At 71.0% G+C, this 26,326-nt stretch carries 23 protein-coding genes; 13 read left to right on the plus strand and 10 right to left on the minus strand.

Features of this window, described 5'->3' with window-relative positions; genetic code table 11:
• Positions 1 to 1,150: 1,150 nt before the first annotated feature.
• Positions 1,151 to 3,427 carry a hypothetical protein gene (locus ASF89_RS14315; protein ID WP_055816092.1) on the plus strand — a complete coding sequence of 759 codons (2,277 nt, stop codon included), beginning with the start codon at positions 1,151 to 1,153 and terminating at the stop codon, positions 3,425 to 3,427.
• Between the two features lie 72 nt (positions 3,428 to 3,499).
• Here ASF89_RS14315 and ASF89_RS14320 read toward each other — a convergent pair whose 3' ends face one another.
• Together ASF89_RS14320 and ASF89_RS14325 are read right to left on the minus strand one after the other, a co-directional pair.
• A complete protein-coding gene (locus tag ASF89_RS14320; protein ID WP_055816094.1) occupies positions 3,500 to 4,786 on the minus strand; it encodes an Nramp family divalent metal transporter in 1,287 nt (428 codons plus the stop codon).
• 152 nt (positions 4,787 to 4,938) lie between these two features.
• The gene (locus ASF89_RS14325; RefSeq protein WP_055816097.1) at positions 4,939 to 5,670 is read right to left on the minus strand and encodes a hypothetical protein; all 732 of its coding nucleotides are present in this window, start codon (positions 5,668 to 5,670) and stop codon (positions 4,939 to 4,941) included.
• Between the two features lie 260 nt (positions 5,671 to 5,930).
• Here ASF89_RS14325 and nadE point away from each other — a divergent pair, with 260 nt between their 5' ends.
• The 3 genes from nadE to ASF89_RS14340 all read left to right on the plus strand — a co-directional run bounded on the left by nadE (position 5,931) and on the right by ASF89_RS14340 (position 8,813).
• A complete protein-coding gene (nadE, locus tag ASF89_RS14330) occupies positions 5,931 to 6,755 on the plus strand; it encodes an ammonia-dependent NAD(+) synthetase (RefSeq protein WP_055816100.1) in 825 nt (274 codons plus the stop codon).
• 73 nt (positions 6,756 to 6,828) lie between these two features.
• Entirely contained in the window at positions 6,829 to 7,677 is an 849-nt protein-coding gene (locus tag ASF89_RS14335; protein WP_055816103.1) for an alpha/beta fold hydrolase, read from the plus strand.
• Positions 7,678 to 7,916: 239 nt separating this feature from the next.
• Complete coding sequence (locus tag ASF89_RS14340) at positions 7,917 to 8,813, plus strand: hypothetical protein (RefSeq protein WP_156463439.1); 897 nt, start codon at positions 7,917 to 7,919, stop codon at positions 8,811 to 8,813.
• Between the two features lie 9 nt (positions 8,814 to 8,822).
• Here ASF89_RS14340 and ASF89_RS14345 read toward each other — a convergent pair whose 3' ends face one another.
• The 4 genes from ASF89_RS14345 to ASF89_RS14360 all read right to left on the minus strand — a co-directional run bounded on the left by ASF89_RS14345 (position 8,823) and on the right by ASF89_RS14360 (position 13,052).
• Positions 8,823 to 9,392: a manganese efflux pump MntP family protein gene (locus ASF89_RS14345; protein WP_055816111.1), complete on the minus strand. Its 570-nt coding sequence runs from the start codon at positions 9,390 to 9,392 to the stop codon at positions 8,823 to 8,825.
• A gap of 226 nt (positions 9,393 to 9,618) precedes the next feature.
• Positions 9,619 to 10,434 carry a hypothetical protein gene (locus ASF89_RS14350; protein WP_156463440.1) on the minus strand — a complete coding sequence of 272 codons (816 nt, stop codon included), beginning with the start codon at positions 10,432 to 10,434 and terminating at the stop codon, positions 9,619 to 9,621.
• Between the two features lie 60 nt (positions 10,435 to 10,494).
• A complete protein-coding gene (locus tag ASF89_RS14355; RefSeq protein ID WP_055801890.1) occupies positions 10,495 to 11,154 on the minus strand; it encodes a GntR family transcriptional regulator in 660 nt (219 codons plus the stop codon).
• Positions 11,155 to 11,300: 146 nt separating this feature from the next.
• The gene (locus ASF89_RS14360) at positions 11,301 to 13,052 is read right to left on the minus strand and encodes a glycerol-3-phosphate dehydrogenase/oxidase (RefSeq protein ID WP_055816116.1); all 1,752 of its coding nucleotides are present in this window, start codon (positions 13,050 to 13,052) and stop codon (positions 11,301 to 11,303) included.
• A 188-nt stretch (positions 13,053 to 13,240) separates the two neighbouring features.
• On the opposite strand from ASF89_RS14360, the gene ASF89_RS14365 reads away from it, so the two are divergent.
• The 4 genes from ASF89_RS14365 (at position 13,241) to ASF89_RS14380 (ending at position 16,953) form a co-directional block, all read left to right on the plus strand.
• Complete coding sequence (locus ASF89_RS14365) at positions 13,241 to 14,140, plus strand: sugar-binding domain-containing protein (RefSeq protein WP_082490094.1); 900 nt, start codon at positions 13,241 to 13,243, stop codon at positions 14,138 to 14,140.
• A gap of 122 nt (positions 14,141 to 14,262) precedes the next feature.
• Positions 14,263 to 14,841: a type 1 glutamine amidotransferase domain-containing protein gene (locus ASF89_RS14370; RefSeq protein ID WP_055816122.1), complete on the plus strand. Its 579-nt coding sequence runs from the start codon at positions 14,263 to 14,265 to the stop codon at positions 14,839 to 14,841.
• Between the two features lie 169 nt (positions 14,842 to 15,010).
• Positions 15,011 to 15,610: a hypothetical protein gene (locus ASF89_RS14375; protein WP_055816126.1), complete on the plus strand. Its 600-nt coding sequence runs from the start codon at positions 15,011 to 15,013 to the stop codon at positions 15,608 to 15,610.
• Between the two features lie 104 nt (positions 15,611 to 15,714).
• Positions 15,715 to 16,953, plus strand: a complete 1,239-nt coding sequence (locus tag ASF89_RS14380) for a GAF domain-containing protein (protein WP_156357472.1) — start codon at positions 15,715 to 15,717, stop codon at positions 16,951 to 16,953.
• Positions 16,954 to 16,957: 4 nt separating this feature from the next.
• Here the strand turns inward: ASF89_RS14380 and ASF89_RS14385 are convergent, their stop codons facing one another.
• From ASF89_RS14385 to ASF89_RS14400, 4 genes are read right to left on the minus strand one after another with little or no spacing between them, the layout of a single operon-like run.
• Entirely contained in the window at positions 16,958 to 17,305 is a 348-nt protein-coding gene (locus tag ASF89_RS14385) for a LysR family transcriptional regulator (RefSeq protein ID WP_055816128.1), read from the minus strand.
• The gene (locus tag ASF89_RS14390) at positions 17,302 to 18,138 is read right to left on the minus strand and encodes a hypothetical protein (RefSeq protein ID WP_055801912.1); all 837 of its coding nucleotides are present in this window, start codon (positions 18,136 to 18,138) and stop codon (positions 17,302 to 17,304) included. Before ASF89_RS14390 ends, ASF89_RS14385 begins: the two co-directional genes overlap by 4 nt.
• A gap of 23 nt (positions 18,139 to 18,161) precedes the next feature.
• Complete coding sequence (locus ASF89_RS14395) at positions 18,162 to 20,492, minus strand: SDR family oxidoreductase (protein ID WP_055801915.1); 2,331 nt, start codon at positions 20,490 to 20,492, stop codon at positions 18,162 to 18,164.
• Complete coding sequence (locus ASF89_RS14400; protein WP_055816131.1) at positions 20,489 to 21,310, minus strand: hypothetical protein; 822 nt, start codon at positions 21,308 to 21,310, stop codon at positions 20,489 to 20,491. Before ASF89_RS14400 ends, ASF89_RS14395 begins: the two co-directional genes overlap by 4 nt.
• A gap of 85 nt (positions 21,311 to 21,395) precedes the next feature.
• On the opposite strand from ASF89_RS14400, the gene ASF89_RS14405 reads away from it, so the two are divergent.
• The 5 genes from ASF89_RS14405 to cysK all read left to right on the plus strand — a co-directional run bounded on the left by ASF89_RS14405 (position 21,396) and on the right by cysK (position 26,325).
• Positions 21,396 to 22,175 carry an SDR family oxidoreductase gene (locus tag ASF89_RS14405; protein ID WP_055801922.1) on the plus strand — a complete coding sequence of 260 codons (780 nt, stop codon included), beginning with the start codon at positions 21,396 to 21,398 and terminating at the stop codon, positions 22,173 to 22,175.
• Complete coding sequence (locus ASF89_RS14410) at positions 22,172 to 23,065, plus strand: 1-acyl-sn-glycerol-3-phosphate acyltransferase (protein WP_082475438.1); 894 nt, start codon at positions 22,172 to 22,174, stop codon at positions 23,063 to 23,065. Before ASF89_RS14405 ends, ASF89_RS14410 begins: the two co-directional genes overlap by 4 nt.
• The gene (locus tag ASF89_RS14415) at positions 23,062 to 24,759 is read left to right on the plus strand and encodes an FAD-binding oxidoreductase (RefSeq protein ID WP_369814563.1); all 1,698 of its coding nucleotides are present in this window, start codon (positions 23,062 to 23,064) and stop codon (positions 24,757 to 24,759) included. Before ASF89_RS14410 ends, ASF89_RS14415 begins: the two co-directional genes overlap by 4 nt.
• 211 nt (positions 24,760 to 24,970) lie before the next feature.
• On the plus strand, positions 24,971 to 25,156 hold the full coding sequence (locus ASF89_RS14420) for a hypothetical protein (RefSeq protein ID WP_156463441.1): 186 nt from the start codon (positions 24,971 to 24,973) through the stop codon (positions 25,154 to 25,156).
• Positions 25,157 to 25,386: 230 nt separating this feature from the next.
• Complete coding sequence (cysK, locus tag ASF89_RS14425) at positions 25,387 to 26,325, plus strand: cysteine synthase A (protein ID WP_055816136.1); 939 nt, start codon at positions 25,387 to 25,389, stop codon at positions 26,323 to 26,325.
• Position 26,326 lies beyond the last annotated feature (1 nt).

Genomic DNA, 26,326 nt, shown 5'->3' on the forward strand with positions numbered 1-26,326 from the left:
GGCACGGTCGGCAGCCCGCAGGAGTTCAAGTTCACCGTCATGGTCAGCACCGCGGCCGACGCGGCCGACGTGGCCGACAACGCGCTCGGCTTCGTCTACCGGGGCACCTCATCGGCGGGCGCCTTCCATGCCGCGGGCACGGCTCCGGTCTCGATCACGGGTGACGCCGGCGACTTCTCAGCAGTCGAGGTCGAGGCCGTCGAACTCGATCGGGGAGCCGAGACCGAGGTCTCCGGCGTGGTCGAGACGGCATCCGATGTGACGTCGATGACCTCGAAGGTGATGTTCACGGCACCGGAGGGGACGACCTTCGCCGATGCCGACGACCGTGTCGTGCCGTGGCAGCTCGCGGGCGAGTCCGAATGGCGGTCGTCCGACCGATTCGGGCTGCGGAACGGCGTGCTCTCCTCCGACGCCTCGTCGGTGACCTACGACCTCGACGCCACGACCGAGTCGTTCGATCTGCCCGCGGGGTCGAGGTTGAAGCTCGGTGCACTCGTCTCCACGCCCCTCGACGCAGAGGGCCCCGAGGGCCTCGCGATGTCGTTCGTGCACGTGGGCACCTCGAACGCCGGGGCGTTCCACGCGACCGGCGCCGCTCCGGTGTCCATTCCCGGTGACTTCGGCAGCATCGCAGCGGTCGAGGTCGCCCCGACGGTGCTCCAGCGCGGCGAGGACACCGCGGTGTCGTTCGTGGTGGAGAACACCGAGGCCCGTTCGGCACTCAACCCGACGGTGANGTCGAGGTCGCCCCGACGGTGCTCCAGCGCGGCGAGGACACCGCGGTGTCGTTCGTGGTGGAGAACACCGAGGCCCGTTCGGCACTCAACCCGACGGTGACGCTCACCGCTCCGGAGGGGACGACCTTCGCGCCGGACACCACGGTGGAGGCGGAGTGGCGCACCACGGGAACCAGCACGTGGAACAACGGCGGCAACATGAGGATGACYGACGTCACCATCTCGGACGACGGACGGACCCTCACGGGGACCAAGGCGTCCGGCACGGTCGGCAGCCCGCAGGAGTTCAAGTTCACCGTCATGGTCAGCACCGCGGCCGACGCGGCCGACGTGGCCGACAACGCGCTCGGCTTCGTCTACAGTGGCGCACCACGGGAACCAGCACGTGGAACAACGGCGGCAACATGAGGATGACTGACGTCACCATCTCGGACGACGGACGGACCCTCACGGGGACCAAGGCGTCCGGCACGGTCGGCAGCCCGCAGGAGTTCAAGTTCACCGTCATGGTCAGCACCGCGGCCGACGCGGCCGACGTGGCCGACAACGCGCTCGGCTTCGTCTACGAGGGCACGTCGTCGGCGGGCGCGTTCCGCGCGACGGGCACGGCTCCCGTCTCGATCGCCGGCGATTTCGGCGGATTCACGTCGGTGGACGTCGAGTCGACCTCGCTGACGCCCGGTGCGCGGGGTGAGCTGTCATTCGTTGTGGAGAACGACTCGGCACGGGAGGGCTTCGCTCCCGTCGTCACCTTGACCGCGCCCGAGGGCGTGAGCTTCGCATCGGAGTCCCTCATCCGAGGCGAGTACCGGTACATCGACGACGAGGCGTGGAACGAGGGGCTGAACCTCCGCTTGACGGACATCAGCATCTCGGACGACGGCAGGACGCTGACCGGAACCCGCGCTGCGACCAACGTCGGTGGTGGACAGCACTTCAGGTACACGGCTGCCGTCCAGGTGGCGGACGACGCGGCAGTGGGTCCGACCTCCGGCATGGGCTTCGTCTACGAGGGCACCTCGTCGACTGGCGCGTTCCACACGGCCGGCACGGCTCCGGTGTCCATCGTTCAGGCCTACGCACCCGTCACGCTCGACAACTTCGGCGATGGTGACACGTTCACGCCGGGTGATGTGACGTTCTTGGGCACCGGCACGCCGGGTGCGACGGTGACGGTGGCGCCGAGCACCGGCGTCGGGGTCTCGACGGAGGTCCGGTCGGATGGCACGTGGAGTGCGGTGCGGTACCTCGGCAACGCGGCCTACACGATGTCGGTGTCGCAGACCGCGGCGTCGGGGGAGAACACCATCCAGAACATCCGTCTGTTCTCGGACGCGGTCGTGGAGCAGGACTTCTCGGTCACGTCCCCGGCCGCGGGTGCGGGTCACACCCAGCAGGGTTGGGTGACCTTCACCGGCCAGGGCACGACGTGGTCGACGGTGTCGATCAGCGACGGCTCGGATGTTCCCGCCACGACGGCGACCGTGCAGTACGACGGCACCTGGTCGGCGCGCCGGTGGGTGGGCACCGAGAAGACGACCTTCACGGTGACCTCGTCGCGGGCCGACGTGCAGAACGGCTCGCAGACGATCGAGTTCAACACCGGTGTCTCGGGTCAGGAGTTCAGCCTCGACAGCCACACCGACGGCGGCACCTTCACCCCGGGCAACGTCACGTTCCGCGGCAAGGGCTCGACCGGTGACGAGGTGACCTTCACCGCGCCGGGTCTGGCGCCGATGGAGGCCACGGTCAACGCCGCGGGCGAGTGGTCCGTCCCGCGCTGGCTCGGCAACGGGTTCATCACCTTCACCGTCACCCACACCCCCGTCACGGGCGATGCGACGCAGCAGACGCTGCGGCTGTTCTCGGACCAGGTCGCCCAGGGCGATCTGACCGTCACGGCGCCGCTCGACGGTGCGGGTCACGACCAGCCGGGCTGGGTGACCTTCACGGGCACCGGGACGACCTGGTCGACGGTCTCGATCAGCGACGGCACGACGGCCGCACCGTCGACCGCGACCGTGCAGTACGACGGCTCGTGGACGGTCAACCGGTGGGTCGGCACGGCGCCGACGACGTTCACGGTCTCGAGCGAGCGAGCCGGAATCGCCCAGGGCAGCGAGACGATCGAGTTCAACGCCGGTGAGAGCGACGGCGAGTTCGCGATCAGCAGCCACACCGACGGCGGCACCTTCACCCCGGGCAACGTCACGATCGCGGGCACCGGGACCGCCGGTGACGAGGTCACGCTGTCCGCGGCGGGCCTGGCGCCGATCGAGATCGAGGTCGACGAGCGGGGCTACTGGAGCACGTCGCGCTGGCTCGGCAACGGGTTCATCTCGTTCACCGTGACCCACACGCCCGTGAGCGGCGCCGAGACGACGCACACGCTTCGGCTCTACTCCGACCAGGTCGCCCAGGGTGACCTGACCGTCACGTCGCCCCTCGACGGCGCGAGCCACACCGCGGCCGGCTTCGTGACCTTCACGGGCACCGGCACGACCTGGTCGAAGGTCTCCGTCAGCGACGGCACGAACGCCGCGCCGTCGGTCGCGACCGTGCAGTACGACGGCTCCTGGACCGTGCGCCGCTGGGTCGGCACCGACCCCGTGACCTTCACGGTCACGAGCGAGCGCGCCGACATCGCCAACGGCAGCGAGACCATCCGCTTCAACACCGCGGACTAGTCGCATCGGAACACGGAGGAGGCGCGGGTCGACACGACCCGCGCCTCCTCGGCTTCTCCGCTCGTCGTGCGGTCAGGCGAACAGCCTGCCGACCTCGGTCACGAGCTGCTGCACCCCCAGCACGACGAACAGCACGGCGCAGATCGTCATCATCGAGTTGCTCAGCCAGCGGCTGCGCCATTCGGCGGGCGTCCGAGACGAGTTCAGCAGCCACAGCAGCGTGATCGCGAGGAACGGCATGAAGAGCGCCCCGAGCACGCCGTAGAGCACGATGAGGCCGATGGGCCGGTCGAGGAACAGGATCGCCATCGGCGGCACCGTCAGCCAGATCACGAACGCCCGGTAGTACGTGCCGCCGATGCGGCGACGCGGATCGTCGGCGTCGAGACCGCGCAGGGTGCCCACGAAGTCGGCGAACATCAGCGAGACGCCGTTCCACACCCCGAGGATCGACGAGAACGACGTCGCGAAGAACCCGATCAGGAAGAACCACGTCATGAACGTGCCGTACCGCTCGCCGAGCACGGCCGCGAGCTGCACGAGTCCGCCCTCGCCGTCGGCCAGGGCGATGTCGGCCGAGTGCAGCAGCTCGGCGCCGACGACCAGCATCGAGAACACGAAGACGCCGCTGACCACGTACGCGACGCCGTTGTCGAGGCGCATGACGCGCATCCACCCCGGGCTGTTCCAGCCCTTCTCGCGCAGCCAGTAGCCGTACGCGGCGAGGGTGATCGTGCCGCCGACGCCGCCGGTGACGCTGAGGGCCACGACCAGGCCGTTCTCGGGGATGGTCGGCACGAGACCGACCAGGATGTCGCCGAGGTTGGGCAGGGTCACGATCGCCGACCCCACGACGGTGATGAACATCACACCGACGAAGAACGCGATGATCTTCTCGAAGAACGAGTACCGGCCGAACCAGACCATCACGCCGCCGAGCACCCCGGCTCCGATGGCGAAGACCTTCAGGTCGACCTCGGGGAACAGCGCCTGCAACGGCAGCGCGGACGAGCTCATGGCCGCGGCGCCGTAGACGAAGCCCCAGACGACGATGTACACGCCGAAGTAGACGCTCGTCCAGCGGCCGAGCGACCGCCAGCCCTCGAAGATCGTCCGCCCCGTCGCCAGCGACCACCGGCCGGCCCCCTCGACGAGCGCGATCTTGATGACCACGCCGATGACCACCGTCCAGGCCAGCGCGTAGCCGAAGCGCGACCCCGCGACCAGGGTGGCGACGAGGTCGCCCGCCCCGATCCCGGTGGCCGCGACGACGAGGCCGGGTCCGATGATGCGCCACCGCCTGGCGGAGACGGGGGTGGTCAGGTCGTCGGTGCTCGGGGCGTCCGGGCTGGCGGCCATGGGGTCCTCTCGGATCGTTCGTCGTCGAACGTCGAGCTCACGGGACCGGGCCTCGCTGCTCGACCTGGACGACACGCGTCGCGCGTCATCGACCCCCAGTCAAGCGGGTGCGCGCATCTCGCGCCACCCGGACCGCGACGGCGCGGCGTGCCTCAGGAGGCGGCGGTCGCCACCGACAGGTCGACCAGGCGCGCGAAGGCGGCCGCGTCGAGGGCCTCGCGGTCGGTCGGCGCCAGCACCCACGACAGCGTCACGAGATCGCCCTGCGCGACCTGGCAGGCGTGACCGCGGCCGGGGGCCCCACCGAACGAGGCGGCGTACGTGAAGCAGACCGCGTCGCCGTCCGTGCCGTCCGCCGAGCCGGCGAGGGTCTCGTCGAAGGGCGTCAGCGCGAAGGTGCTCTCGGTGCCGCTGACCCCCGCGGTCGTCGTCTCGGGGCAGGTCGCCAGCTCGTCGCGGAGCGCCGCCACGTACTCGTCGGCGTCGTCGCGCGACACGACGCCGGTCGTGAACTGCTGCCGGTCGCGCGTGAAGACGGCGGACGCCGAAGGCAGGGTCTCGGACTCGGTGAAGCTGCGGAAGTCCATGGCGCAGACGCCGAGGCCGTCGTCGATCCCGGACCCGGAGCTCGACTCGCGCTCCGAGGGTGCGGGCGAGCCGTCGGACGACGCGGCCTGCGCGAGCTCCCAGGCGCCGCCGTCGTCTCCGCTCGCGGTCGTGACGTCGCCGGGCTCCGGCAGGAGCCTCTCGAGCTCGGACGCCCCGGCGCTGCCCCGGGGTCCGTCGGGGCCCGCGGAGTCGGCGCAGCCCCCGAGCCCGACGCCGGCCATGATGATCGCGGCGAGCCCGAGCGTCGTACGGAAGGAGGTGCGGGTCGACTGCACAGGTGCCTCTCGGTGGTCCGGCCACCGTTCTACCATGCGGCCCATGACAGGATCGTCCGCGAACCCGGACCCGATCGCACGGAGGCCCCCATGACCGAGCTCTTCTTCACCATCCTCATCGCCGCGATGACCGTCGCCGGACTCGGACTCGTCGCCGCGGCGTTCATCGCGCTGGGCCGATCCAGCTGACCCGCGCCTCCTCGGCCGGTGCACCGGATCCCGGTCTGCCCATCTCCGGCGGCGATGGGTATCGTTCTGGCATGAGAGCACTCCAGGCCGAGATCATCGCCGAGCTGTCCGTCCGCCCCGTCATCGACCCGGCCGCCGAGGTCGAGACGCGCGTCGCGTTCCTGCGCGACTACCTCGAGAAGACCGGCGCCGCCGGCTTCGTGCTCGCCGTCAGCGGCGGTCAGGACAGCACGCTCGCCGGGCGGCTCTGCCAGCTCGCGGTCGAGGGCGTCCGCGCCGACGGGGGCAGCGCCGAGCTCGTCACCGTCCGCATGCCCTACAAGGTGCAGGCCGACGAGGACGACGCGCAGCTCGCCCTCGGCTTCATCGCCGGGGCCGAGGGCGTGACGGTGAACATCCAGCACGGCGTCGACGGCATCGCGCGTGACTACGCCGACGCGACCGGGGCGGCGCTCAGCGACTTCACGAAGGGCAACGTCAAGGCCCGCACCCGCATGGTGGCGCAGTACGCCCTGGCGGGCGAGCGCCGACTGCTCGTGGTCGGCACCGATCACGCGGCCGAGGCGCTCACCGGCTTCTTCACCAAGTACGGCGACGGCGGGGTCGACCTCGTGCCGCTGACGGGTCTCAGCAAGCGGCAGGGCAAGGCGCTGCTGGCGCACCTCGGGGCCCCCGCGCGCCTGTACGAGAAGGCGCCGACGGCCGACCTCCTCGACGAGACCCCCGGTCAGACCGACGAGGCCAACCTCGGGCTCACGTACGCCGACATCGACGCGTATCTCGAAGGAGGCGACGTGGCGGACGACGTGGCCGAGGTCATCGAGACGCGGTACCTCGCCACCGAGCACAAGCGCCGGGTGCCGGCGTCGCCGTTCGACACCTGGTGGCGTCGCTGAGTCGCCTCGGCCCCGCCTCAGGATCGGGGTGTTGGGTCGAGACACGTCTCATCCGACCGACCGAAGGAATCCCATGCCCCTCCTCCCCGTCTCCGACCCGTCCGGCACCGACGTCGAGCTGTACTACGAAGAGGCGGGCACCGGGAAGCCCGTCGTCCTCATCCACGGCTGGCCGCTGAGCGGCCGCTCCTGGGAGGGGCAGGTGCCCGCCCTCGTCGCGGCGGGCCACCGCGTCATCACCTACGACCGCCGGGGATTCGGCAAGTCGTCGCAGCCGTGGAACGGCTACGACTACGACACCTTCGCCGCCGATCTGAACACCCTCCTCGAGACGCTGGACCTCACCGACGTGACGCTCGTCGGCTTCTCCATGGGCGGCGGGGAGCTCGCGCGGTACGTGAGCCGCTACGGCCAGGACCGCATCGCCAAGCTCGTCTTCGCCAGCGCCGTGCCGCCCTACCTCTACAAGGCGTCGGACAACCCCGACGGCGGCGTGGACGACGACCTCGCGGCGTGGTTCCACGACGGAATCACCGGCGACCGTCCGAAGTTCCTCAAGGAGTTCCTGACCATGTTCTTCACGGCCGGCAGCCCGTCGCTGATCAACAAGCCCAAGGTCAGCGACGAGCAGCTCGCCTACAACCTCGCCATCGCCGAGAGCGCGTCGCCGAAGGGCACCCTCGACTGCACCGTGGCCTTCGCCACGACCGACTTCCGCGACGACCTGACGAAGATCACCGTTCCGACCCTCGTCATCCACGGCGACTCGGACGCGATCGTCCCCTTCGAGGTCAGCGGCAAGCGGACCCACGAGGCCATCGCGGGCAGCGAGCTCGTCGTCATCGAGGGCGCACCCCACGGCCTCACCGTGTCGCACCGCGACGAGTGGAACGAGCACGTGCTCGCGTTCCTCGCGAAGTAGGCCCTCCTCGGGCACCCGGCCCGCACCTCCTCGTCGTCTCGTCGGCAGGGGGTGCGGGCCGTCCGTCGTCCGGGAGTCGCCGAGGGGCGCCGTCCGCGTCCGGTCCGAGCGCCCCGTCGGTGGTTTGACGTCTTTTGCCTGGTTTCAGCGGAGATCCGGGCGTCGGGACGGTGGCGTGGCTCGCGACAATTGGACAATCTCTATGCATGACATCTGAAATGTTTCCGACCCTGTATCGAGTGAGCGAGATGGAGCCTCGCGAGGCCGCTGCCCTCAGGAAGCATGTCGGAGCAGGGGGCTACCGTCCCGTCCACCCGGGCGTCTACGTGACCCACGGCGAGTGGACCCGTCTGACGCCGCGTCGACGGCACGTCGTCAAGGCGCTGGCGGCCATGCCCCGGCTCGGCGCACGACTGGTCGCGAGTCACGAGACGGCCGCGGCCCTCCACCGGTGTCCGGGCCTGCGGGGCTGGCCGCCGCGCGTGCACGTGACCGATCCGGCGCGGATCCGTGCGCAGGCCACCGCGCACGTCGTCAAGCACGCCCAGACGCTCGATCCGCTCGACACGTGGCTGGTGTCGGGCGTCCCGGTGACGTCGCCGACCCGGACCGCGGCGGATCTGGCGCTCTCGCAGCAGCATGCCGAGACCGTGGTCGTCCTCGACGATCTCCTCCGGCGTGATCTCGTGGCCGTCGCCGATGTGGAGGCCCTGATCAGGGCTCGGCCCCGGGCGCGGTCGCGGGTGGCCGCGCTGTCCGCGCTCGCCTTCGCCTCTCCGCTCGCCGACTCGCCCGGCGAGAGTCTGGCCCGGGTGGTCCTCGCGCGCATCGGAGCGCCGAAGCCCGTCCTCCAGCACCGGTTCCACTCCGACGGCAGCTTCGATCCCCGGGTCGACTTCTGGTTCGCGGAGCACGGCGTCGTGCTCGAGTTCGACGGGGCGGCGCGCTTCACACGGAGTCGGCACGTCGGACCCCGGACACCCGAGCAGGTCGCCGTCGACGAGCGGCTGCGCGAGGACGCCATCCGGGCGCATCCCGACGTGGCCGGCTTCGTGCGCTGCGTCTGGTCCGATCTCCGCGAGCCCGCACGACTGCGGGCCGTGCTCGCGTCGGCCGGGGTGCCGTGCCGACGATGAGCGGGCGGATCAGCCGAGGACGCCCAGATGGTCGAGGAGGATGTTCAGGCCGATCAGGATGAGGATCACCCCGCCGGCGATCTCGGCGGGCCGCCCGAAGCGGGAACCGACGCGCCGCCCGATGACGACTCCGACGAAGGCCACGATCGCGGTCGTCACCCCGATGAGGGCGACCGCGCCGCCGATCGACACCGGCAGGAAGGCCAGCGTGACGCCCACGGCGAGAGCGTCGATGCTGGTCGCGACGGCGAGCACCATCAGCTCGCGGAGCCGCAGGCGGTCGGTGTCCTCGTCATCGTCGGCCTTCTTCGAGAACGCCTCGTAGAGCATCTTCCCGCCGATCAGTCCGAGCAGCCCGAACGCGACCCAGTGGTCGACGTCGCGGATGGACGACGAGAACGCCGACCCGAGCAGCCAGCCGACGAGCGGCATCGCCGCCTGGAAGGCGCCGAAGGTCACGGCGATGACGACCGCGTCGCGCAGCGAGAAGCGCCGCATGTGCAGCCCCTTGCCGAGCGCCACGGCGAAGGCGTCGGCGGAGACGCCGACGGCGATCAGGAGGAGGGTCCAGAACGACATGGAGGCACGACCTTTCAGCGGGCGCACGCGGACGTGCTCGCGCAGCCGGGCGCGATGGAGACGAGGAGGCGCGGCTGCGGTGCCGACGGACGTCCTGATCCTGCCATGCCCCGAGAGCCCTCAGGGGCGAGAAAGCCCTGATCAGAGAAGTTCGGCGGCTCGAATTCCGGACTTCAGGAAGGGGTGGGGCGGATCGCGTCGCGACGAACCGGCCTGCCGTGGCCCGTCAGTCGGTGCCGTCGATGCCGCCGAGCCGCTCGAGCACGCCGGTGAGGATCGTGCCCGCCGGGTCGGGCAGCACGTGGTGGTTCAGGTAGATGCCCTCGAGCCACGACAGGACCTCGTCCGCCGGCCAGCCGACGGCCTCCCAGTCGACGCCCGGCAGCGCCCGGGTGACGGGCTGCTCGGTGCCGGGCCGCAACCAGGCCTCGGCGATGGCGCGATCGGGCTCGCTGCCGGGGTCTGCGGTCCAGAGGAGGGCGATGGGGTGCTCGCGGTCGTCGTCGGCGGAGTCGTCGCGCGCGCCGCGGGGTGATTCCTCGACGTGGTCGTGCTCGACGTGGCCCGCGCCGAGCCAGGGGAGGGTCAGCAGCTCGCCCTCGATGTCGACCTCGATAAGGTCGAGCTTCGTGGGCTCCTCGATCTCGCAGACCCAGAGGTCGAAGCCGGCGTCATGCCAGGCGGCCGCGTCGTCGACGTCGTCGAGCACGGCGGGCAGCAGTCGGTGGAAGTCGGTCAGCAGCTGACTCGACCACGCGACCAGGGCGCGCGTGTCGGCGGTGTTCCAGGGGCTGACGTCGGTGTCGTCGCCCGAGACGTCGTGATAGTGGAAGGCGATGCCCGTGCCGTCGGACTCGAGATGGATCTGCCCGGTGCCGAACCCGACGTAGAGGGTGCTCTGCCCCGTCTCGTCGTCGAACTCGCCGTACAGGTTCGGCTTGCCGAGCGTGGTGGGTACCGGGAGGGCGGCAGCGGGCCGCGGGCCCAGGGCGAAGACGGCCCGGAACCGGGTCGTCGGGAGCCGGAGGCTCATGTCTGTCACGGCGGTGGTGTCCAATCGGTCGGGACAAGAGTAGTCGGCGCGGTGGACGCCCCGGACCGGTCAGCGGACGGGTCTCGCCCCGGGCAGCTCGTGCAGCGCCTCCGCCGCGAGCTCGGCCGTGATCGGGTCGCGGTCGATGGTGGCCTGACGGAGGAGCCGGAACGACTCGGGCATGTCGGACCACTGCAGCACCTCGACGATGTTCGGCACGCGCAGCTTGTAGGCGAGGCCGTCGGTGACGTCGCGGCAGACCCGCTGGAGCGCGCTGTTGCCGCACTGCTCGACGTACAGGGCGAAGAGGGCCACGGCGTGGGCGTTGAGGGCGGGGCCGTCCTCGCGTTCGAGATCGACGAGGCAGCCGTCGATGGCGGTCGTGATCTGCTTCAGCACCGAGGCCGAGAGTCGGGGGACCGCGAGGCGGACGGCGCCGCCGTAGAGCACGCCGAGGGTCTGGACCGCCTCGACCGCCTCGTCGGCGTTCGGCGTGGCCACCCGCGTGTAGCGGTTGGGGGCCATCTCGACCAGGCCCGCCCGGACCAGGTCGCCGAGGGCCTCGCGGATCGGGGTGCGCGAGACCTGGAGCCAGGTGATGAGCTCGTCGTCGTGCAGGCGTTCGCCGGGCTCGAGCGTGCCGTCGATGATGGCGTCGCGGATGCGCGCCCGGACCGTGTCGCGCAGCAGCTGCCGCTCGGCCGCCGGGGGCGAACTGGGGATCGGCATGCGGGCTCCATTCATCACAGGTGTGTGGGAACGACTCTAACCGAGTCCTCCGACGCCCGGACGCACGAGACCCACCCGCCGCGAGTTCGCGGAGGGTGGGTCTCGGGGGCGCGTCGGACCGGTTCAGGGGACCCGACGCGCGGGGGTCACGAGGCGGCCGGGGTGCCGGTCGCGCTCGGGACGTGCTGCGAGGGGACCTCGACGCCGTGCGACGTCCGCAGCACCTCGAGGGTCGCCTCGATCTCGGACTCGTGACGGTCGGCGTCCCAGCCCAGGGCCTCGCCGAGGACGTCGGCGATCTCCGAGAGGAGCTCGATGGTCACCCCGCCGACGAAGGCGAGGTTGGTCCGCCGCAGGACGACGTCCGACAGGTGCACCGCGTCCTCGTGCTCGGCGAAGTACGCGATCTCGGCGCGCGTCAGCTCCGGGTGACTGGCCAGGGGCTCCGACGGCTGGTCGAGCAGCACGTCGATCACCGAGGAGGCGCGGGTGCCGTAGCGGGTCAGCAGCCGGTCGACCTGCGCCTTGTCCAGGCCGTCGGCGTGCGCCGCGACCCAGGTGGTGCGAGCGGCGTCGGTGGCGGGGAAGTCCTTGCCGCCGCCGATCGCCATGCCCGTCGTGTCGACCGTCCGCGTGACGCCGAGCCGCGTGGTGGCCTCGGTCGACAGGTGCGCCGACAGGGCCCGGAACGTGGTCCACTTGCCGCCCACGAGGCTGAGCACCGTCGACGACGGCAGGCCGGCGATGGGCGTCTCGACGATGCGGTAGTCCCGGGAGACGAACCCGGGCGCGGTGTCCTCGTGCCGCGGCAGGGGGCGGATGCCCGAGTAGCGGTAGACGATGTGGTCGCGCGTCACGTCGATCTGCGGGAACACGTGCTTGACGAGGTCGAAGAAGTAGTCGACCTCCTCCTCGGTGCAGACGGCCGGCTGCGACGGGTCGGCGTCGATGTCGGTCGTGCCGATCAGGACGCGGCCCTTCAGCGGGTAGATGAGCACGATGCGGCCGTCGTCGTTCTCGAAGAAGATCTCGCGACCGCGGGTCGCCTCGAGCAGCTCGGCGTTGTCGACGACGATGTGCGAGCCCTTGGTGCCGCCCATGTACGCGGACTCCCCGCCGAACGCGGCATTGGTGAGGTCGGTCCAGGGGCCGGAGGCGTTGATGACGACGTCGGCCGTCACGACGAACTCGGCGCCGCTCACGACGTCGCGCAGCAGCACGCCGCCGTCTCGCGAGCCGATCGCCTCGACGTAGTTCGCGCTGCGGGCGTGCTCGCCGGCGGCGAGTCCGTCCTTCAGCACGTCGAGCGCGAGACGCTCGGGCTCGTGCACCGAGGCGTCGTAGTAGGTGCCGGTGTACTTGACGTCCTTGTTCAGGGCGGGCATGTCGTTCAGCGCGGCCTTGCCCGTGCGGAACTGGTGGCGGGGGACCGAGCCGCCGTCGCGCGAGAACGAGTCGTACAGCGTCATGCCGACCTTGATGAGGAGCGCGCCGCGCTCCTTCGTCGAGCGCTGCTTGTGGGTCAGCATGCGCAGGGGCGCGTTGAGGATGCCCGAGAACGTCGAGAAGATCGGCATCGTCGTCTGCAGCGGCTTGACGTAGTGCGGCGCGATCCTGAGGAGGCCGTTGCGCTCCTCGACGCTCTCGCGGACGAGGCGGAACTCGCCGTTCTCGAGGTAGCGGATGCCGCCGTGGATCATGTGCGACGAGGCGGCCGACGCGCCGGAGGCGTAGTCGTTGCGCTCCACCAGCACGACGTCCACGCCCTGGAGCGCCAGGTCCCGGAACGTCGCGATGCCGTTGATGCCGCCGCCGACGACGAGGACCTTGGCCGTGGGGCGGTCCATGATGCGGGCGACGTTGGGTCGTGCGGGTTCAGTCTTCTTTGACGCAGTCACTGGGAGCTTCTTTCGCGTTGCGTGTGTCCGACGATGTCGGCCGGCAGCTCTCGCCGGTATCGTCTATCGTCGACCCCTGTTCCCAAGGGTGCAACGTAACTGCACAAACGTGCACGGAGGCCGTCGTGACCGATCTGCTCTCAGCCGACAAGACCCAGGACGCCCTGCGCGCCGCCCACCTCTATTACATGCAGGACCTCACGATGGAGGCGATCGCCCACGAGCTGGGGACGTCCCGCTCGTCCGTCTCGCGCCTCCTGAAGTCCGCTCGCGACACCGGACTCGTCGACATCCAGATCAAGTCGCCGCTCGATCAGGCCACCGTGGTGGGCGAAGCCCTGCGGCACCGCTTCGGCGTCGTGGCGCACGTCGTGCCCGTGCCCGACCAGGCCAGCGACGTCGACCGCCTCGATCGCGTCGCCCTCTCCGCTGCACGGACGCTCACGCCGTACGTCGACTCGAACATGGTCATCGGCGTCGCGTGGGGCTCGACGCTCAGCGCGGTCAGCCGGTGCCTCGTGCCCAAGGCCACCCACAACTCGATCGTCGTCCAGCTGAACGGCGCCGCGAACACCCGCACGTCGGGCATCGAGTACGCCAGCGAGATCCTGCGACGCTTCGGCCACGCGTACGGCGCCGTCATCCAGCAGTTCCCGGTGCCGGCGTTCTTCGACGACCCGGCCACGAAGCGCGCCCTGTGGCGCGAACGCAGCACCCGGCGCGTGCTCGAGCTCCACGAGCGCATGGACCTCGTCGTCTTCGGCGTCGGCGCCCGCGGCGCGCTCGTGCCCAGCCACGTCTACTCGGGCGCCTACCTGGAGCAGAGCGATCAGGCGAGCCTCGAGCGCGACCGCGTGGTGGGCGACGTCGCGACGGTGTTCTTCCGCGAGGACGGCTCGTCGGTGGACATCGCGCTCAACGCACGCGGGAGCGGACCGGACCTCGCCACCATCCGCCGGGTGCCCCGTCGCGTCTGCGTCGTGGCCGGCACGGCCAAGGTCGCGGCCGTCCGCGGCACGTTGGCCGCGGGCCTCGTCACCGACCTGATCATCGACGAGGGCACCGCGCGCGCCCTGCTCGCCAGCTGACGGGACCCGGGAGGCGCGGGTCGACCCCGGGGGACAGCCCGCGGAGGGCGGACCCAGCCTCGGGGCGTAGACGGGACGGGTAGTCGACCGGCCCGTCCCGACGGGCCAGAAGGAGGGTCCTCATGGCCAGCACCGATCTCACCGGACGTCGCGTCCTCGCGATCGTCACGAACTACGGCGTCGAGCAGGACGAGCTCGTCGTCCCGACCCGCGCCTTGCGCGACGCGGGCGCGACCGTCGTCGTCGCCGCTCAGTCGACCGCCCCCGTCGAGACGCTCGTCGGCGACAAGGACCCGGGCGAGTCCGTCCGCCCCGACACCACCATCGAGGAGGTCGACGCCTCGGAGTTCGACCTCCTGCTCGTGCCCGGCGGCACGATCAACGCCGACACCCTCCGCCAGGACGCCGGCGCCGTCTCGATCGCGTCCGCGTTCGCGAGCAGCGGCCGCCCCATCGCGGCGATCTGCCATGGGCCCTGGCTGCTCGTCGAGGCCGACCTCGTCAAGGGCAAGGAGCTCACCTCGTTCGCCTCGTTGACCACCGACATCCGCAACGCCGGAGGGTCCTGGACCGACCGCTCGGTCGTGACCGACGTCGAGGAGGGCTTCACCCTCGTCACGTCGCGGACCCCCGATGATCTCGACGACTTCGTCCGCGAGACGACCACGGCCGCCGCGTCGCAGGAGCCCGTCGCGTCCTGAGGGCCCGTGGCGGGGGCGCGAGGGCGACCCGCGCCTCCCGCATCGCGACCCGCAGCCTCCCGTCCCGCGCCGATTCGTCGGCCCCGGGACGGGAGGTCTTTAATGTGAGGACGCCGTCTGCGATCGACGCGGCACGAAGCCAGGCACCGCCACGAGAGGGAGTCCCGCGATGATGTGGGGGAAGAAGCGCAGCGAGACGCCGACGCCGACGCCGGCGCCGGTCGATCCCGCCGCCCTCGAGAGGGCCGTCGTCGAGGCGCTCCTCATCGCCCGGGCCGCCGCCGTCGTCACGGTCGCCAATCGCATCGTCGTGCACGCCCTGCGCGACAACGAGGTCTTCGACCACGACGAGACGGCCGCGGCCGTCCGGCGCACCCTGCACCGCCTCGCCGAAGAGCAGCGGGCGCAGAACACGCGGATCGCCGGCGAGCGGGCGAAGGCCCTCCGAGCCCGCGGTCGATCCCGTCACCAGCACGACTACCGGCCGGGGGACGACGACACCCTCTGGTTCCGCGAGAACGCCTACGTCACCGTCGCCGACCGTCTCGACGCCCTGCGGGACGACCCGGACCACGTCGACGGCATCGTCGCGGCGGCGGTCGAGCGGGCCTGGGGAGACGTCGGCTCGGCCGTCGTCACCCGCGTCCGTGCGAGACAGGTCGTCGTGGACGACGACTACCGCGACGACAAGCAGTCCAGGCTGGCAGGCCTCGGCGACGACCTCGCCGCCCTCGCCGCGCGATCGACCACGCCCCCGACGGGGGGTTGAGGCCGCCCCCGCGACGGCGGATAGTTGATCGTTCAGACGACGAGGGAGACCGCCTCGTCGCGCCGAGACCGCCCCGGGCGCCCTGGGGATCGGGAGATCAGACCATGACCAGCATCAGGCAGCGGGTGCTCCGCGCCTTCCTCAGGAGTCGGTACAGGGTCGTCGACGACCTCAGGATGCGGCCCCGCCCCGACGACGACCCGCACGTCCACGCCCCCGGCGTCGACCCCGACCGCGTGCTGGTCTTCGGCAACGGCCCCGCCGTGGGCTGGGGCGTCCGATGCCACGACCTCGCGATCCCCGGGCATCTCGCCCGGCGGCTCTCGACGCTGACCGGCCGCGGCGCCGACGTGGACGTCGTCGCCGACCCGGACATGACCATCGAGCACGCCGCCGACCACCTCCCCGACCGGGAGCTCTGCGGCTACGACGTGGTGGTCGTCGTCGTGGGCATGAGCGACGCCCTCACCCTGCTGCCGGCGCACAAGTGGCGTCGATCGCTCTCTCACCTGCTCGACGCCGTCGAGCAGGTGACGAGCCCCACGGCGAGCATCATCGTCGCCGGGATCCAGCCGCCGAGCAGCGTGTCCGGTTTCGGCGCCGTGCCCGGGGGCCTCGTGGATCGGCACGCCGCGCTTCTCAACGAGACGACCCGTGCGCTCTGCGCGACCCGGCCGACCACGCACGTCATGCCGGCGCCCGCGATGCCGGACGCCACCGACGCTCTCTCCCGCGACGCGGGGCGGTACCAGGCCTGGGGCTCCGCGCTCGCCGAGGTCGCGGCACCGCTCGTCGACTCGGCGCTGGCCGACGGTCGGAGCGCCCGCGCCTCCCGACACGCGCCGCAGAGCGACGAGCGGCGGGTGGAGGCCATCCGCGCGCTGGGTCTGCTCGACAGCCCGGCCGAGAAGAGGTTCGACGACATCGTCGACCGGGCGAGGATCCTCCTCGGCACGCAGGGCGCGTCGTTCTCTCTGATCACCGACGATCGGCACTGGAACAAGGCCGTCTCGGGATCGTCGCGGATCGAGCTGCCCCTGGCCGACTCGTTCTGCGCCCACACGATCCGCAGCGGCAGGCCCCTGGTCGTGCCGGACGCCTGGCGCGACGACCGCTTCGTCTCGCATCCGGCGATCCGCTTCTACGCCGGGCACCCCATCGAGACGGACGACGGGGTGCGCATCGGCGCCCTCTGCGTCGTCGACGCCGAGCCCCGGGGCTCCGAGGGCGTCGATCTGGTGCTGCTGCGCGAGCTGGCCCTCGCCGTGCAGCGCGAGCTGAGGATCCGTCCGGGTGACGACTCCGACGCGTCGGACGCGGCCGGCCGACTCGCGGCCCGCTAGCGCCTCAGCGTCCCTGGCGCTTCTTGAAGGGCTTGGGCTGGCCCTTGACCGCCGGGGTGCGACCCTTGCCCTTGCTCGCCTTGGCCTTGCCGCCCGCCGGGGGTGCAGGAGGCGCGGGTGGCGTCGACGGGCTCGCCAGCTCGGCCTCGGCCACCTCGATCGCCGCCCGCCCGGCCTTGGTCAGGCGGTAGGGCGACGCGTCGCGATCGAACAGCCGCTGCCCGAACTCGAGCTCGAGCGCCTCGATCGACGATTCGAGCTTCTGACGCGAGATGCCGAGCTTGTCGGCGGCCACGGGGAAGTGCAGGACCTCGGCCGCGACGAGGAAGTGCCTCAGATGACTCGTCTTCACGCGGTGGCGACCGACCCGTTCGCCGACGGCGCGGCGCCGTCGGCACGCACGCCCAGGCCGTCGAGCGCCTTCTGGAAGATGGTCAGCCCGCTCATCCCCGGGAGGTTCGAGATGTTCTGGTCGAGCTTCGCGGCGGCCTTGCGACCGTCGACGCCGCTCATCAGCTGACCGAAGACGAACCTCACGTCGTCGAGCTCCATGATGGACGACCCGACCGGGGCCCACACCTTCGAGAGCAGGAAGCGCGTGAGCTTCTGCGCCTTCTTGCTCTTCATCAGGCGTTCTCGGGCCTGAGACACGTAGAAGGCCACGTGCCGCGCCTCCTGCTTGGCGATGCGTCGCAGCAGCTCGGCGAGCACCGGGTCCTGCTCGAGCTCGGCCATGCGCTTGTAGGCGGCGACGGCGGAGTACTCGTTGGCAGCGCCCCACGACATGTGGACGGCCACGAAGTCGGAGCCGACGAACTTGCCGAGCAGACCCTGCTTGACGGGGTCGAGGCGGTCGCGCCAGCCGAGCTTGAGGCGGTTCGCCCGCAGCTGGTCGTAGTCGACCTTGATGTCGTGCACCTCGAGGATGGCGGCGAGGGCCTCGCCGTGCCAGAACTCCTCGCGGTTCCACATCGTCATGAAGGTCGACACGTCGTCCTCTTTGTGCGAGGGCGTCGTCAGCAGGTCCCGGGTGTAGCAGACCGTGTGGTACTCGACGTCGGCCATGTACCGCAGGGTGCGCAGCGAATCGGCCGACAGGGGGTTCTTCTTGAAGTGGTCGAGGTCGAGGTCGTCCCACGTGATCCGCTCGCTGGTCGCGGCGAACTTGTCGATGTCGAATGCCATGCCGTGTTCAGGAGGCGCGGGCGTCAGGCCCTGCCTCCGTCTCCTTTCGCTGTGATGCCGCCACGAGTCCAGTCGCGGATGCTCCATCTTCTTCGGAGCGCTTCGCGTGCGAGATTGGCGTCGGGGTTCACGGCTGACGGGTTGCCGAGGAGCTCGAGCCAGACGAGGTCGGCGTGGGAGTCACCGTATCCGTACGAACCTGCGAGATCGACCCCCCGTTCGGTCGCGTACTGCGTGAGCCAGGCGGCTCGCGCCTCGTCGACGAGCGGGGGCTGCGCGAGGTACCCGGTGTACACGCCGTCACGCGAGTGCATGGTGCTCGCGACGACCTCGTCGAAGAGCGACGCGAGCGGGGCGGCGAGCGTGCCGATCGACCCGGTCACCAGCACGGTGCGGTGACCGGCGGCCCGGTGCTCGGCGATCCGCGCGAGGGCGTCGGGCAGGGTGTGCCGTCGCACCGTCTCCGCGTAGCCGCTCGACGAGACGACGTTCTGCAGCCGCGAGACGGGCATGCCGCTGTAGCGCCGCAGGAACGATCGGATGAACTCGCCGCGGTCACGGGCGTCGGCCCGCAGATAGGCCGGCAGGCCGGTCAGCAGACTCGCGACCTCGCCGGGCCACGCCGCCTTGCGGAACCCGTTCGAGCGGACCCACAGGTACTGCTCGACGATGTTCGAGTCGAGCACGGTCCCCTCGAGGTCGAAGACGGCGACGACGTCGTCGCGCCGGGGCAGCGCCTTGGTGTCGGCGACCGCGCCGGCGGCCGCCGGGCGCACCGAGAACGCGCGCGTCATCGCCGTGATCGACGGGAAGTGGACGGTCTGGAAGTAGTCCTCCCAGTCGATGTCGGTCACGTCGAAGCCGATGCCGGCCGGCGATCCCGCCGGCAGGCCGGCGTGGAGGGCGCGGGTGCGACGGTCGTCGAAGATGATCTCGGACTGCACGTAGTGCCGGTAGAGGTCGGTCAGGCTCTGCAGCGACTCGAGATCGCCGCGGCGGGTCTGCACGGCCGTCAGCGCGCTGCGGGTGCGCGCGTTCGACGGCAGGCGCGTGAGCACCCTCTCGCGCAGGTCGTTCGTGCGCTGCTTCATGCGGATGGCGCCCTCGACCTTGCGCACCCCCGGGAAGTTCCAGGTCGGCACCGGGATCGACGTGTGCTCGTCGCGCGGCAGGGGGTTCGCGGTGAAGAACGTGTTGAGGTTCTCGAACATCCGCAGGATCGGGAACGGGTTGCTGTTGCCCGACGCCACATGGAAGTACTGCGCGTCGCCGGCGGGCTCCGAGCCGGACCCGGCGGACTCCGAGGAGGCGCGGGTCGGGTTCGCCGCGACCGCCAGGATGACGTTCACCACGAAGTCGACCGGCACGACGTCGAGCACGCTGTCGGGAACCCCGGGGAACTCGGGCAGCAGACCCCTGGCGTACGACATGATCAGCGGGTCGGCGACCTTGAAGCCGTCGATCCACCCCGGGAAGGGATGGCGCAGGGCGCTCTCGACGATGGCCGGGCGCACGACCGAGAGGCGGTGGCCCTTCGCAGCCCAGAGCTCCTCGGCGGCGCGCTCGGCGAAGGCCTTCGTCAGCGTGTAGACGTCCGTCCAGCCGAGGGTCTCGGCTCGGGTGCGCCCGTAGTCGACGAGACGGGCGGCGACCCAGGCGACCCGCGCCTCCTCGGCTGCGGTCGAGACGGCCTGCGGGCCGGTCTTGCCGTGACCCGTCCGACCCTCGGCCAGGAACCGGCGGAGGGTCTCGGGCTGACGCGACGCGGCCTCGACCCGCGCGCGGGCGTCGCGCGCCGCGGCGTACTCGGCACGCCAGTCGACCTCGTGCGTGAGCGCCGACTCGGGGAACACGCCCTTGCGGATGCCGCCGACGTAGGCCGTCGAGACGTGCACGACGTGCGGGTCGCCGCCGGCCCGGCCGAGGGCCTCGTACAGACCGACGGCGCCGCCGACGTTGGTGTCGAACGCCTGGTCGATCGGCGGATCGAACGACACCGTCGAGGCGCTGTGGATGACCACGTCGAGGTCGGCGGGCAGATCGGGCAGCGATCCGAGCCCGCTCTCGACGACCCGGAGGCGCTCGGTCAGCGCTCGCTCGACCTCGGCCGGTCCGACGCGGTCGCGCCACGTGGCGAACACCGGCTTCTTGAGCAGGTGCCGCAGGCGACCGAGGGCCGGGGTGCCCGCCTTGGGGCGGATGAGCAGCGTCACGGTCGTGTCGGGGTGCGTCGACAGGAGACGCTCGAGGATGGCCTGTCCGACGAAGCCCGTGCCGCCCGTGAGCAGCACGTGCGACGAACCGAGGCTCGTCTCGGTCGAGCCGGGAGCGGACGAGGGCAGGGCGGTGGTCATGCGGTGAGCTTTCGTGTGACGGCGGAACCGATCGAGGGGTCGAGCCCCGGGAGCCCGGCGACGCGGTCGCCGACGGCGTCGGCCCGCACGTGACCCGCGGCCCCGCCGTAGACGATCGTGTCGAAGAACGTGCGCTCGGCGTCGGCGCGCTCGACGGCGCCGATCGGCCAGACGGCGGTGGCGAGGGAGGCGCGGGTCTGCTTGACCGCGCGGGGCGAGTCGTCGAGGCGCCAGCGCGACTCGATGTCGAAGAAGCGCTCGTGACGCGACTTGACGGTCCGGATGCGGGCGACGACGGCCGACAGGGCCGGGTCGGCGGCGCGCTCGACGAGGACGTCGTAGGCGTCGCCCAGGACCCACTCGTCGACGAGACCCGTGGTCATGTGCACCGCGACGATCGGAACGCCCTTGCCCATGGCCTCGATCGCCCGGGTGATCGGGCCCCGGCGCTCGACGGCGTCGGAGGCGCTGTGCCGCCGGGGGCCCTCGTCGACCTCCTTCAGGCGGGGGAGCCCGTGCGCCTGGAGCACGGCGTCGATCGCGTCGGCGATCCAGAACTTCTCGAAGGCCCACGTGACGAGGAACGCCGTCACCCGGGCGTCCTTGTGCGTCGCGGTCACGAGCAGGTTGCGCAGGTGCTCCATCGTGGCGCTCTCGAGGCGGCCGAGATGACGCAGGAGGCGCAGTGAGTCGTCGTCGAGGGGCGTCGTCGCGAAGGAGTCGAGCTGCAGCTCGTCGCGGAACGCGCCCTGCGCCGTGAGGGTGAACTCGCGGATGTCGAAGTCGGTGGAGTCGTAGGGGTCACTGCGGGTGCTCAAGACCTGCGATCCTCTCGTGACGCTCTCGTGTGGTGGTTCGGGCACGATGCACGCTGCGAGCCCTACAGACCGTATCGTAAGCGGCATGGCAACAGCGCTCGTCACCGGGGGCACGTCCGGCATCGGAGCCGAATTCGCCCGCCAACTCGCCTCGCGCGGCTGGGACATCGTCCTGGTCGCTCGAGACCTCTCGCGACTCGACTCCTCGGCGGCCGAGCTGCGCGCGCTCGGACGGCGCGTCGAGGTCCTCCAGGCCGACCTCGGCGACCGCGCCGACGTCGACCGCGTCGCGGCCCGCCTCGAGGACGCCTCGGCGCCCATCGACCTCCTCGTCAACAACGCCGGCTTCGGCGTGCACACCCCGTTGTCCTCGACCGACGTCGCCGCGCACGACGCGGCGTTCGAGGTCATGTGCCGCGCCGTGCTGGTGCTCTCGGGCGCCGGGGCACGGGCCATGCGCCTCCGGGGCCGTGGTCGCATCGTGATCGTGTCGAGCACCGCGGGCTTCATGACCATGGGCGGCTACAGCGCGATCAAGGCGTGGGCCACGTCGTTCGGCGAGAGCCTGTCGGTCGAGCTGAAGGGCACGGGCGTGGGCGTGACGACCCTGCTGCCCGGCTGGGTGCGGACGGAGTTCCATCAGCGCGCCGGCATCCGGTCGTCGTCGATACCCAACGCGTTGTGGCTCAGCGCCGAACACCTCGTGACCGCGTGTCTGCGCGACGTCGACGAAGGCAAGGTGGTCTCCATGCCCACGGTTCGGTACCGGGTGCTGTTCTGGTTGGTGAGGCACGCTCCGCGGAGCGCCGTCCGCGCCGCCTCGGGACGCATCTCGTCGAGTCGGCGGAAGCCCGTCGAGCAGTGACTCCCCGAGACAAGCGGGAGCACCCCCGCCTCGACGCCGTCGCCCAGCGTGCCGGCGACGTCGCCACCGACGCCCGCGACCGGTTCAGCTCGCGCCGGCACGCCATGGCGCGCTACGTCGCCCAGCGCATGGTGCTCAAGCCCACCATCTGGTCGATCACCGATGTCACCGTCATCGACCGCGACCGCCTCGACGGTCTCTCCGGCGGGTTCGTGGTCGTCGCGAACCACTCGAGCCACCTCGACGCCCCGCTCATCCTGGGGGCCCTCCCTCGGCGACTCGCCCGCTACCTGGCGACGGGCGCGGCGGCCGACTACTTCTTCGACGTGCCGTGGCGCCGCCAGCTGACGGAGCTGTTCTTCAACGCGTTCCCGGTGCAGCGGGGCTCGGGGGCGCCGGCCTCCGCGGCCGACGCGACCCGCGCCTCCTCGGAGGGGGCCTCGGCCGGCTCGACGCCGCAGAGCTCGGCCCGACGCCGCGCCGCCGCCCGTGCCGCGGCGAGGGGACGCGCCGGGCACCCGACGGTCAGCGCCAAGTCGCTGCTGCAGCGCGGCTACCCCGTGCTCGTGTTCCCCGAGGGGACCCGCTCGAAGGACGGCGCGGTGGGGCACTTCAAGCCCGGCGCCGCCGCCCTCGCCTCGGCCTGCGGCGTGCCCGTCGTGCCCCTCGCGCTGATCGGCGCGAACATCGCCCACCCCCGCGGCTCGAACTGGCCGAGACCCGGCCGGCTGCCGGTCGGGGTCGCGTTCGGCGACCCCATGCTGCCGCTCGAGGGCGAGAGCAGCGCGGCCTTCTCGACGCGCGTCCGCGCCGAGGTCATGCGTCTCCGCGACGCCAACACGGCCCGTATCCTGGGGCCTGACAACCCGTCCGAAGGAGCACATCGGTGACCGACGTCCAGCAGCAGAAGAGCGACACCGTCGCAGCCGTGAAGCACATGAAGTGGTGGGGCTGGGGCGTCGAGGGCGTCGCCTTCCACCACCACGACAAGCCCGCTTTCGCGCCGTTCGTCAAGAAGATCGTCGGCGTCGAGCTGTCGGAGGGGCACGACACCGGTCTCGACTTCGCGGACCTCGTCGTCCCGGCCTCGATCGCCGCCCCCGAGGTCGTCGAGTCGCTCGAGCAGATCGTCGGACCCGGGGCCGTCGCCACCGACGACCACGACCGCGTCGTCCACACCTACGGCAAGAGCATCCGCGATCTCATCCGCATCCGCGCCGGGATCCTCGAGCGCGTGCCCGACGTCGTGGTCTACCCGGCCGACGAGGCCGAGGTGCAGAGCATCGTCGACCTCGCCGTCGCGTCCGATCTCGTGCTGATCCCCTTCGGCGGCGGCAGCAACATCGTCGGCAGCCTCGAGCCGATCACCACCGAGACCCGCACCGTCATCTCGCTCGACATGGGTCGTCTCGACCGGGTGCTCGACATCGACGAAGACAGCGGTCTCGCCCGCATCCAGGCCGGCGGCCAGGGCCCCGACCTCGAGGCGCAGCTCAACGCCCGCGGCTGGACCCTCGGGCACTTCCCCGACAGCTTCACCCACTCGACCATGGGCGGCTGGGTCGCCACCCGCTCGTCGGGCATGCAGAGCGACAAGTACGGCGACATCGCCGACATCACCAAGGGGCTGCGCGTCGTGCGCCCCGGCGGGGTGCTCGCGATCCGCGCCGTGCCGAGCGCCTCGACGGGGCCGTCGCTCCGCGAGATGATCATCGGCTCGGAGGGGCGCCTCGGCGTCATCACCGAGGTGACCGCCCAGGTGCACCGCCTGCCCGAGAAGCGCGAGATCCTGGCCTACCTCTTCCCGTCGTGGCACGACGGCCTCGCCGCCATGCAGGCGATCGCCGAGAGCGACGCGCACCCCTCGGTGACCCGCGTCAGCGACGCGCACGAGACCGCCTTCTCGTTCGCGACCTCGAAGCCCGGCAAGGGCATCTCGCAGAAGATCACCGATCTGCTGCCTACCCTGCTCAAGGCGAAGGGCTGGGACATCGACGCGATGTGCCTGTCGTTCATCGGCTACGAGGGCAGCCCCGAGCACGTCGCACGCACGCAGAAGACGGTCGCGAAGATCGTCAAGGCGAACCGCGGCATGAGCGTCGGCACCGGCCCGGGCAAGCTCTACGACCAGAAGAAGTTCGACACGCCCTACCTCCGCGACTTCTTCATGGACCACGGAGGCGCGGCGGACGTCAGCGAGACCGCCGCCCCCTGGTCGAAGCTGCGCGACGTCTCGTCCCGCGTGTACGCCGCCGCCAACCAGGCCTTCGACCAGATCGGCAAGCAGGGCTGGATCATGGGCCACCTGTCGCACTCGTACCACTCGGGGGCGTGCCTGTACTTCACGTTCGCCTTCGAGCACGGCTCCGACGCCGAGGCCGAGTACGACGTCGTCAAGCACGCCATCCAGCAGGCGTTCATCGACACCGGCGCGACCGTCAGCCACCACCACGGCGTCGGCCTGGAGCACCAGCCGTGGATGTCCCAGGACGTCTCGCCCGAGGGCGTCGCCGTCATGCAGGGGCTCTTCGACTCCGCCGACCCGGGGCGGGTGTTCAACCCCGGCAAGGTGACCGGCGCGTAGCGCCCGCCCGCGCACACCCGCGCCCGCGCCCTCGACGCCAGGGCGATCCGCCACCGATTCAACACGCCGCCACCGGATCCGCTGGCGGCGTGTTGATTCCGTGGCGGATTGCGTGCCGGTTCTCCCTCCCCAGACAGCGACGCCGTCTGCCTGTCCACAGCGGAGCCGAGGAGGTGCGGATCGCGCATCGACGTCGGACACGGTGGATGTCATGGTCGGCCGGATCTTCTCCTCCATCATCTTCGCGGCGGCGCTCGGCAGCAGGAGCCGCGAGGCCGAGGCGCTGAGGCGCGATGCTCGGCGCGGACTGGCTCAGAGGGTCTGCCAAGGGGCCTTCGTCATGGCTGAGGATCGGGCTCGCTTCGATACGACCGAGCGTCATCTCATCACCCTGTGAGCGCTCCTGGCTGGACTCTCTCCGGGCACGATCGTCTCCCACGCGTCTGCCGTCGCCCTGCGGCGCGGCGCCTAGACGTCGTCACGACGCCACATCTTCGACAACCCGCCACGAGATCACGTGGCGGGTTGTCGAATCGGTGGCGTTTCGGCGGGGCGGCGGCACAGGGGGCCGACCTAGGATGAGGGTTCGATTCGAACGCACAGACACCGCTCACGGAAGAGACTCTCATGCCCGGAATCCACGCCGACATCACGTCCGCCTTCGGCGACACGCCCCTCGTCAAGATCAACCGCCTCGCCGGCGAGGGCGGAGCCGAGATCCTCGCCAAGCTCGAGTTCTACAACCCCGGCGCCAGCGTCAAGGACCGCCTCGGCGTCGCCATCGTCGACGCGGCCGAGAAGTCGGGCGCGCTGAAGCCCGGCGGCACGATCGTCGAGGGATCGAGCGGCAACACCGGCATCTCGCTCGCCCTCGTCGGCGCGGCTCGCGGCTACAAGGTCATCGTCACCATGCCCGAGACGATGAGCGTCGAACGCCGCACGGTCATGAAGGCCTACGGCGCGGAGATCGTGCTGACCCCCGGGCCCGAGGGCATGCGGGGAGCCGTCGAGCGCGCGAAGCAGATCGTCGACGAGACCGAGAACGCGATCTGGGCCCAGCAGTTCGAGACCGAGGCGAACGCCGAGATCCACCGCACCACGACGGCGCCCGAGATCCTCCGCGACACCGACGGCCGCATCGACTTCTTCGTCGCCGGCGTCGGCACCGGCGGCACCATCACGGGTGTCGGCCGCGTGCTGCACGAGCAGGTGCCCGGCGTGCAGGTCGTCGCCGTCGAGCCCGCCGACTCGCCGCTGCTCAGCGAGGGCAAGGCCGGCCCGCACAAGATCCAGGGCATCGGCGCGAACTTCGTGCCCGAGGTGCTCGACCGCTCGCAGATCGACGAGGTGTTCCCGGTGCAGCTCGACGACGCTCTGCGCGTCGCCCGCGACCTGGCGACGCACGAGGGGATCCTCTCGGGCATCTCGTCGGGCGCGATCATGCACGCCGCCCTCGAGATCGCCAAGCGCCCCGAGAACGCCGGCAAGCGCATCGTCGCGATCGTCTGCGACACGGGCGAGCGCTACCTGTCGACGGTGCTCTTCCAGGACCTCGCAGGCGCCTAGC

Source organism: Frigoribacterium sp. Leaf172, assembly GCF_001424285.1.
Taxonomy (GTDB): Bacteria; Actinomycetota; Actinomycetes; order Actinomycetales; family Microbacteriaceae; genus Frigoribacterium.

Bases quoted from the DNA above. Each gene is read 5' to 3' on its own strand.
- ASF89_RS14375 (WP_055816126.1), top strand. From the start codon at position 15,011: ATGATGTGGGGGAAGAAGCGCAGCGAGACGCCGACGCCGACGCCGGCG.
- ASF89_RS14390 (WP_055801912.1), bottom strand. From the start codon at position 18,138: ATGGCATTCGACATCGACAAGTTCGCCGCGACCAGCGAGCGGATCACG.
- ASF89_RS14405 (WP_055801922.1), top strand. From the start codon at position 21,396: ATGGCAACAGCGCTCGTCACCGGGGGCACGTCCGGCATCGGAGCCGAA.
- ASF89_RS14355 (WP_055801890.1), bottom strand. From the start codon at position 11,154: ATGCCGATCCCCAGTTCGCCCCCGGCGGCCGAGCGGCAGCTGCTGCGC.
- ASF89_RS14345 (WP_055816111.1), bottom strand. From the start codon at position 9,392: ATGTCGTTCTGGACCCTCCTCCTGATCGCCGTCGGCGTCTCCGCCGAC.
- ASF89_RS14370 (WP_055816122.1), top strand. From the start codon at position 14,263: ATGGCCAGCACCGATCTCACCGGACGTCGCGTCCTCGCGATCGTCACG.
- ASF89_RS14335 (WP_055816103.1), top strand. From the start codon at position 6,829: ATGCCCCTCCTCCCCGTCTCCGACCCGTCCGGCACCGACGTCGAGCTG.
- ASF89_RS14420 (WP_156463441.1), top strand. From the start codon at position 24,971: ATGGTCGGCCGGATCTTCTCCTCCATCATCTTCGCGGCGGCGCTCGGC.
- ASF89_RS14395 (WP_055801915.1), bottom strand. From the start codon at position 20,492: ATGACCACCGCCCTGCCCTCGTCCGCTCCCGGCTCGACCGAGACGAGC.
- ASF89_RS14315 (WP_055816092.1), top strand. From the start codon at position 1,151: ATGACTGACGTCACCATCTCGGACGACGGACGGACCCTCACGGGGACC.
- cysK (WP_055816136.1), top strand. From the start codon at position 25,387: ATGCCCGGAATCCACGCCGACATCACGTCCGCCTTCGGCGACACGCCC.
- ASF89_RS14380 (WP_156357472.1), top strand. From the start codon at position 15,715: ATGACCAGCATCAGGCAGCGGGTGCTCCGCGCCTTCCTCAGGAGTCGG.
- ASF89_RS14320 (WP_055816094.1), bottom strand. From the start codon at position 4,786: ATGGCCGCCAGCCCGGACGCCCCGAGCACCGACGACCTGACCACCCCC.
- ASF89_RS14365 (WP_082490094.1), top strand. From the start codon at position 13,241: ATGCAGGACCTCACGATGGAGGCGATCGCCCACGAGCTGGGGACGTCC.
- nadE (WP_055816100.1), top strand. From the start codon at position 5,931: ATGAGAGCACTCCAGGCCGAGATCATCGCCGAGCTGTCCGTCCGCCCC.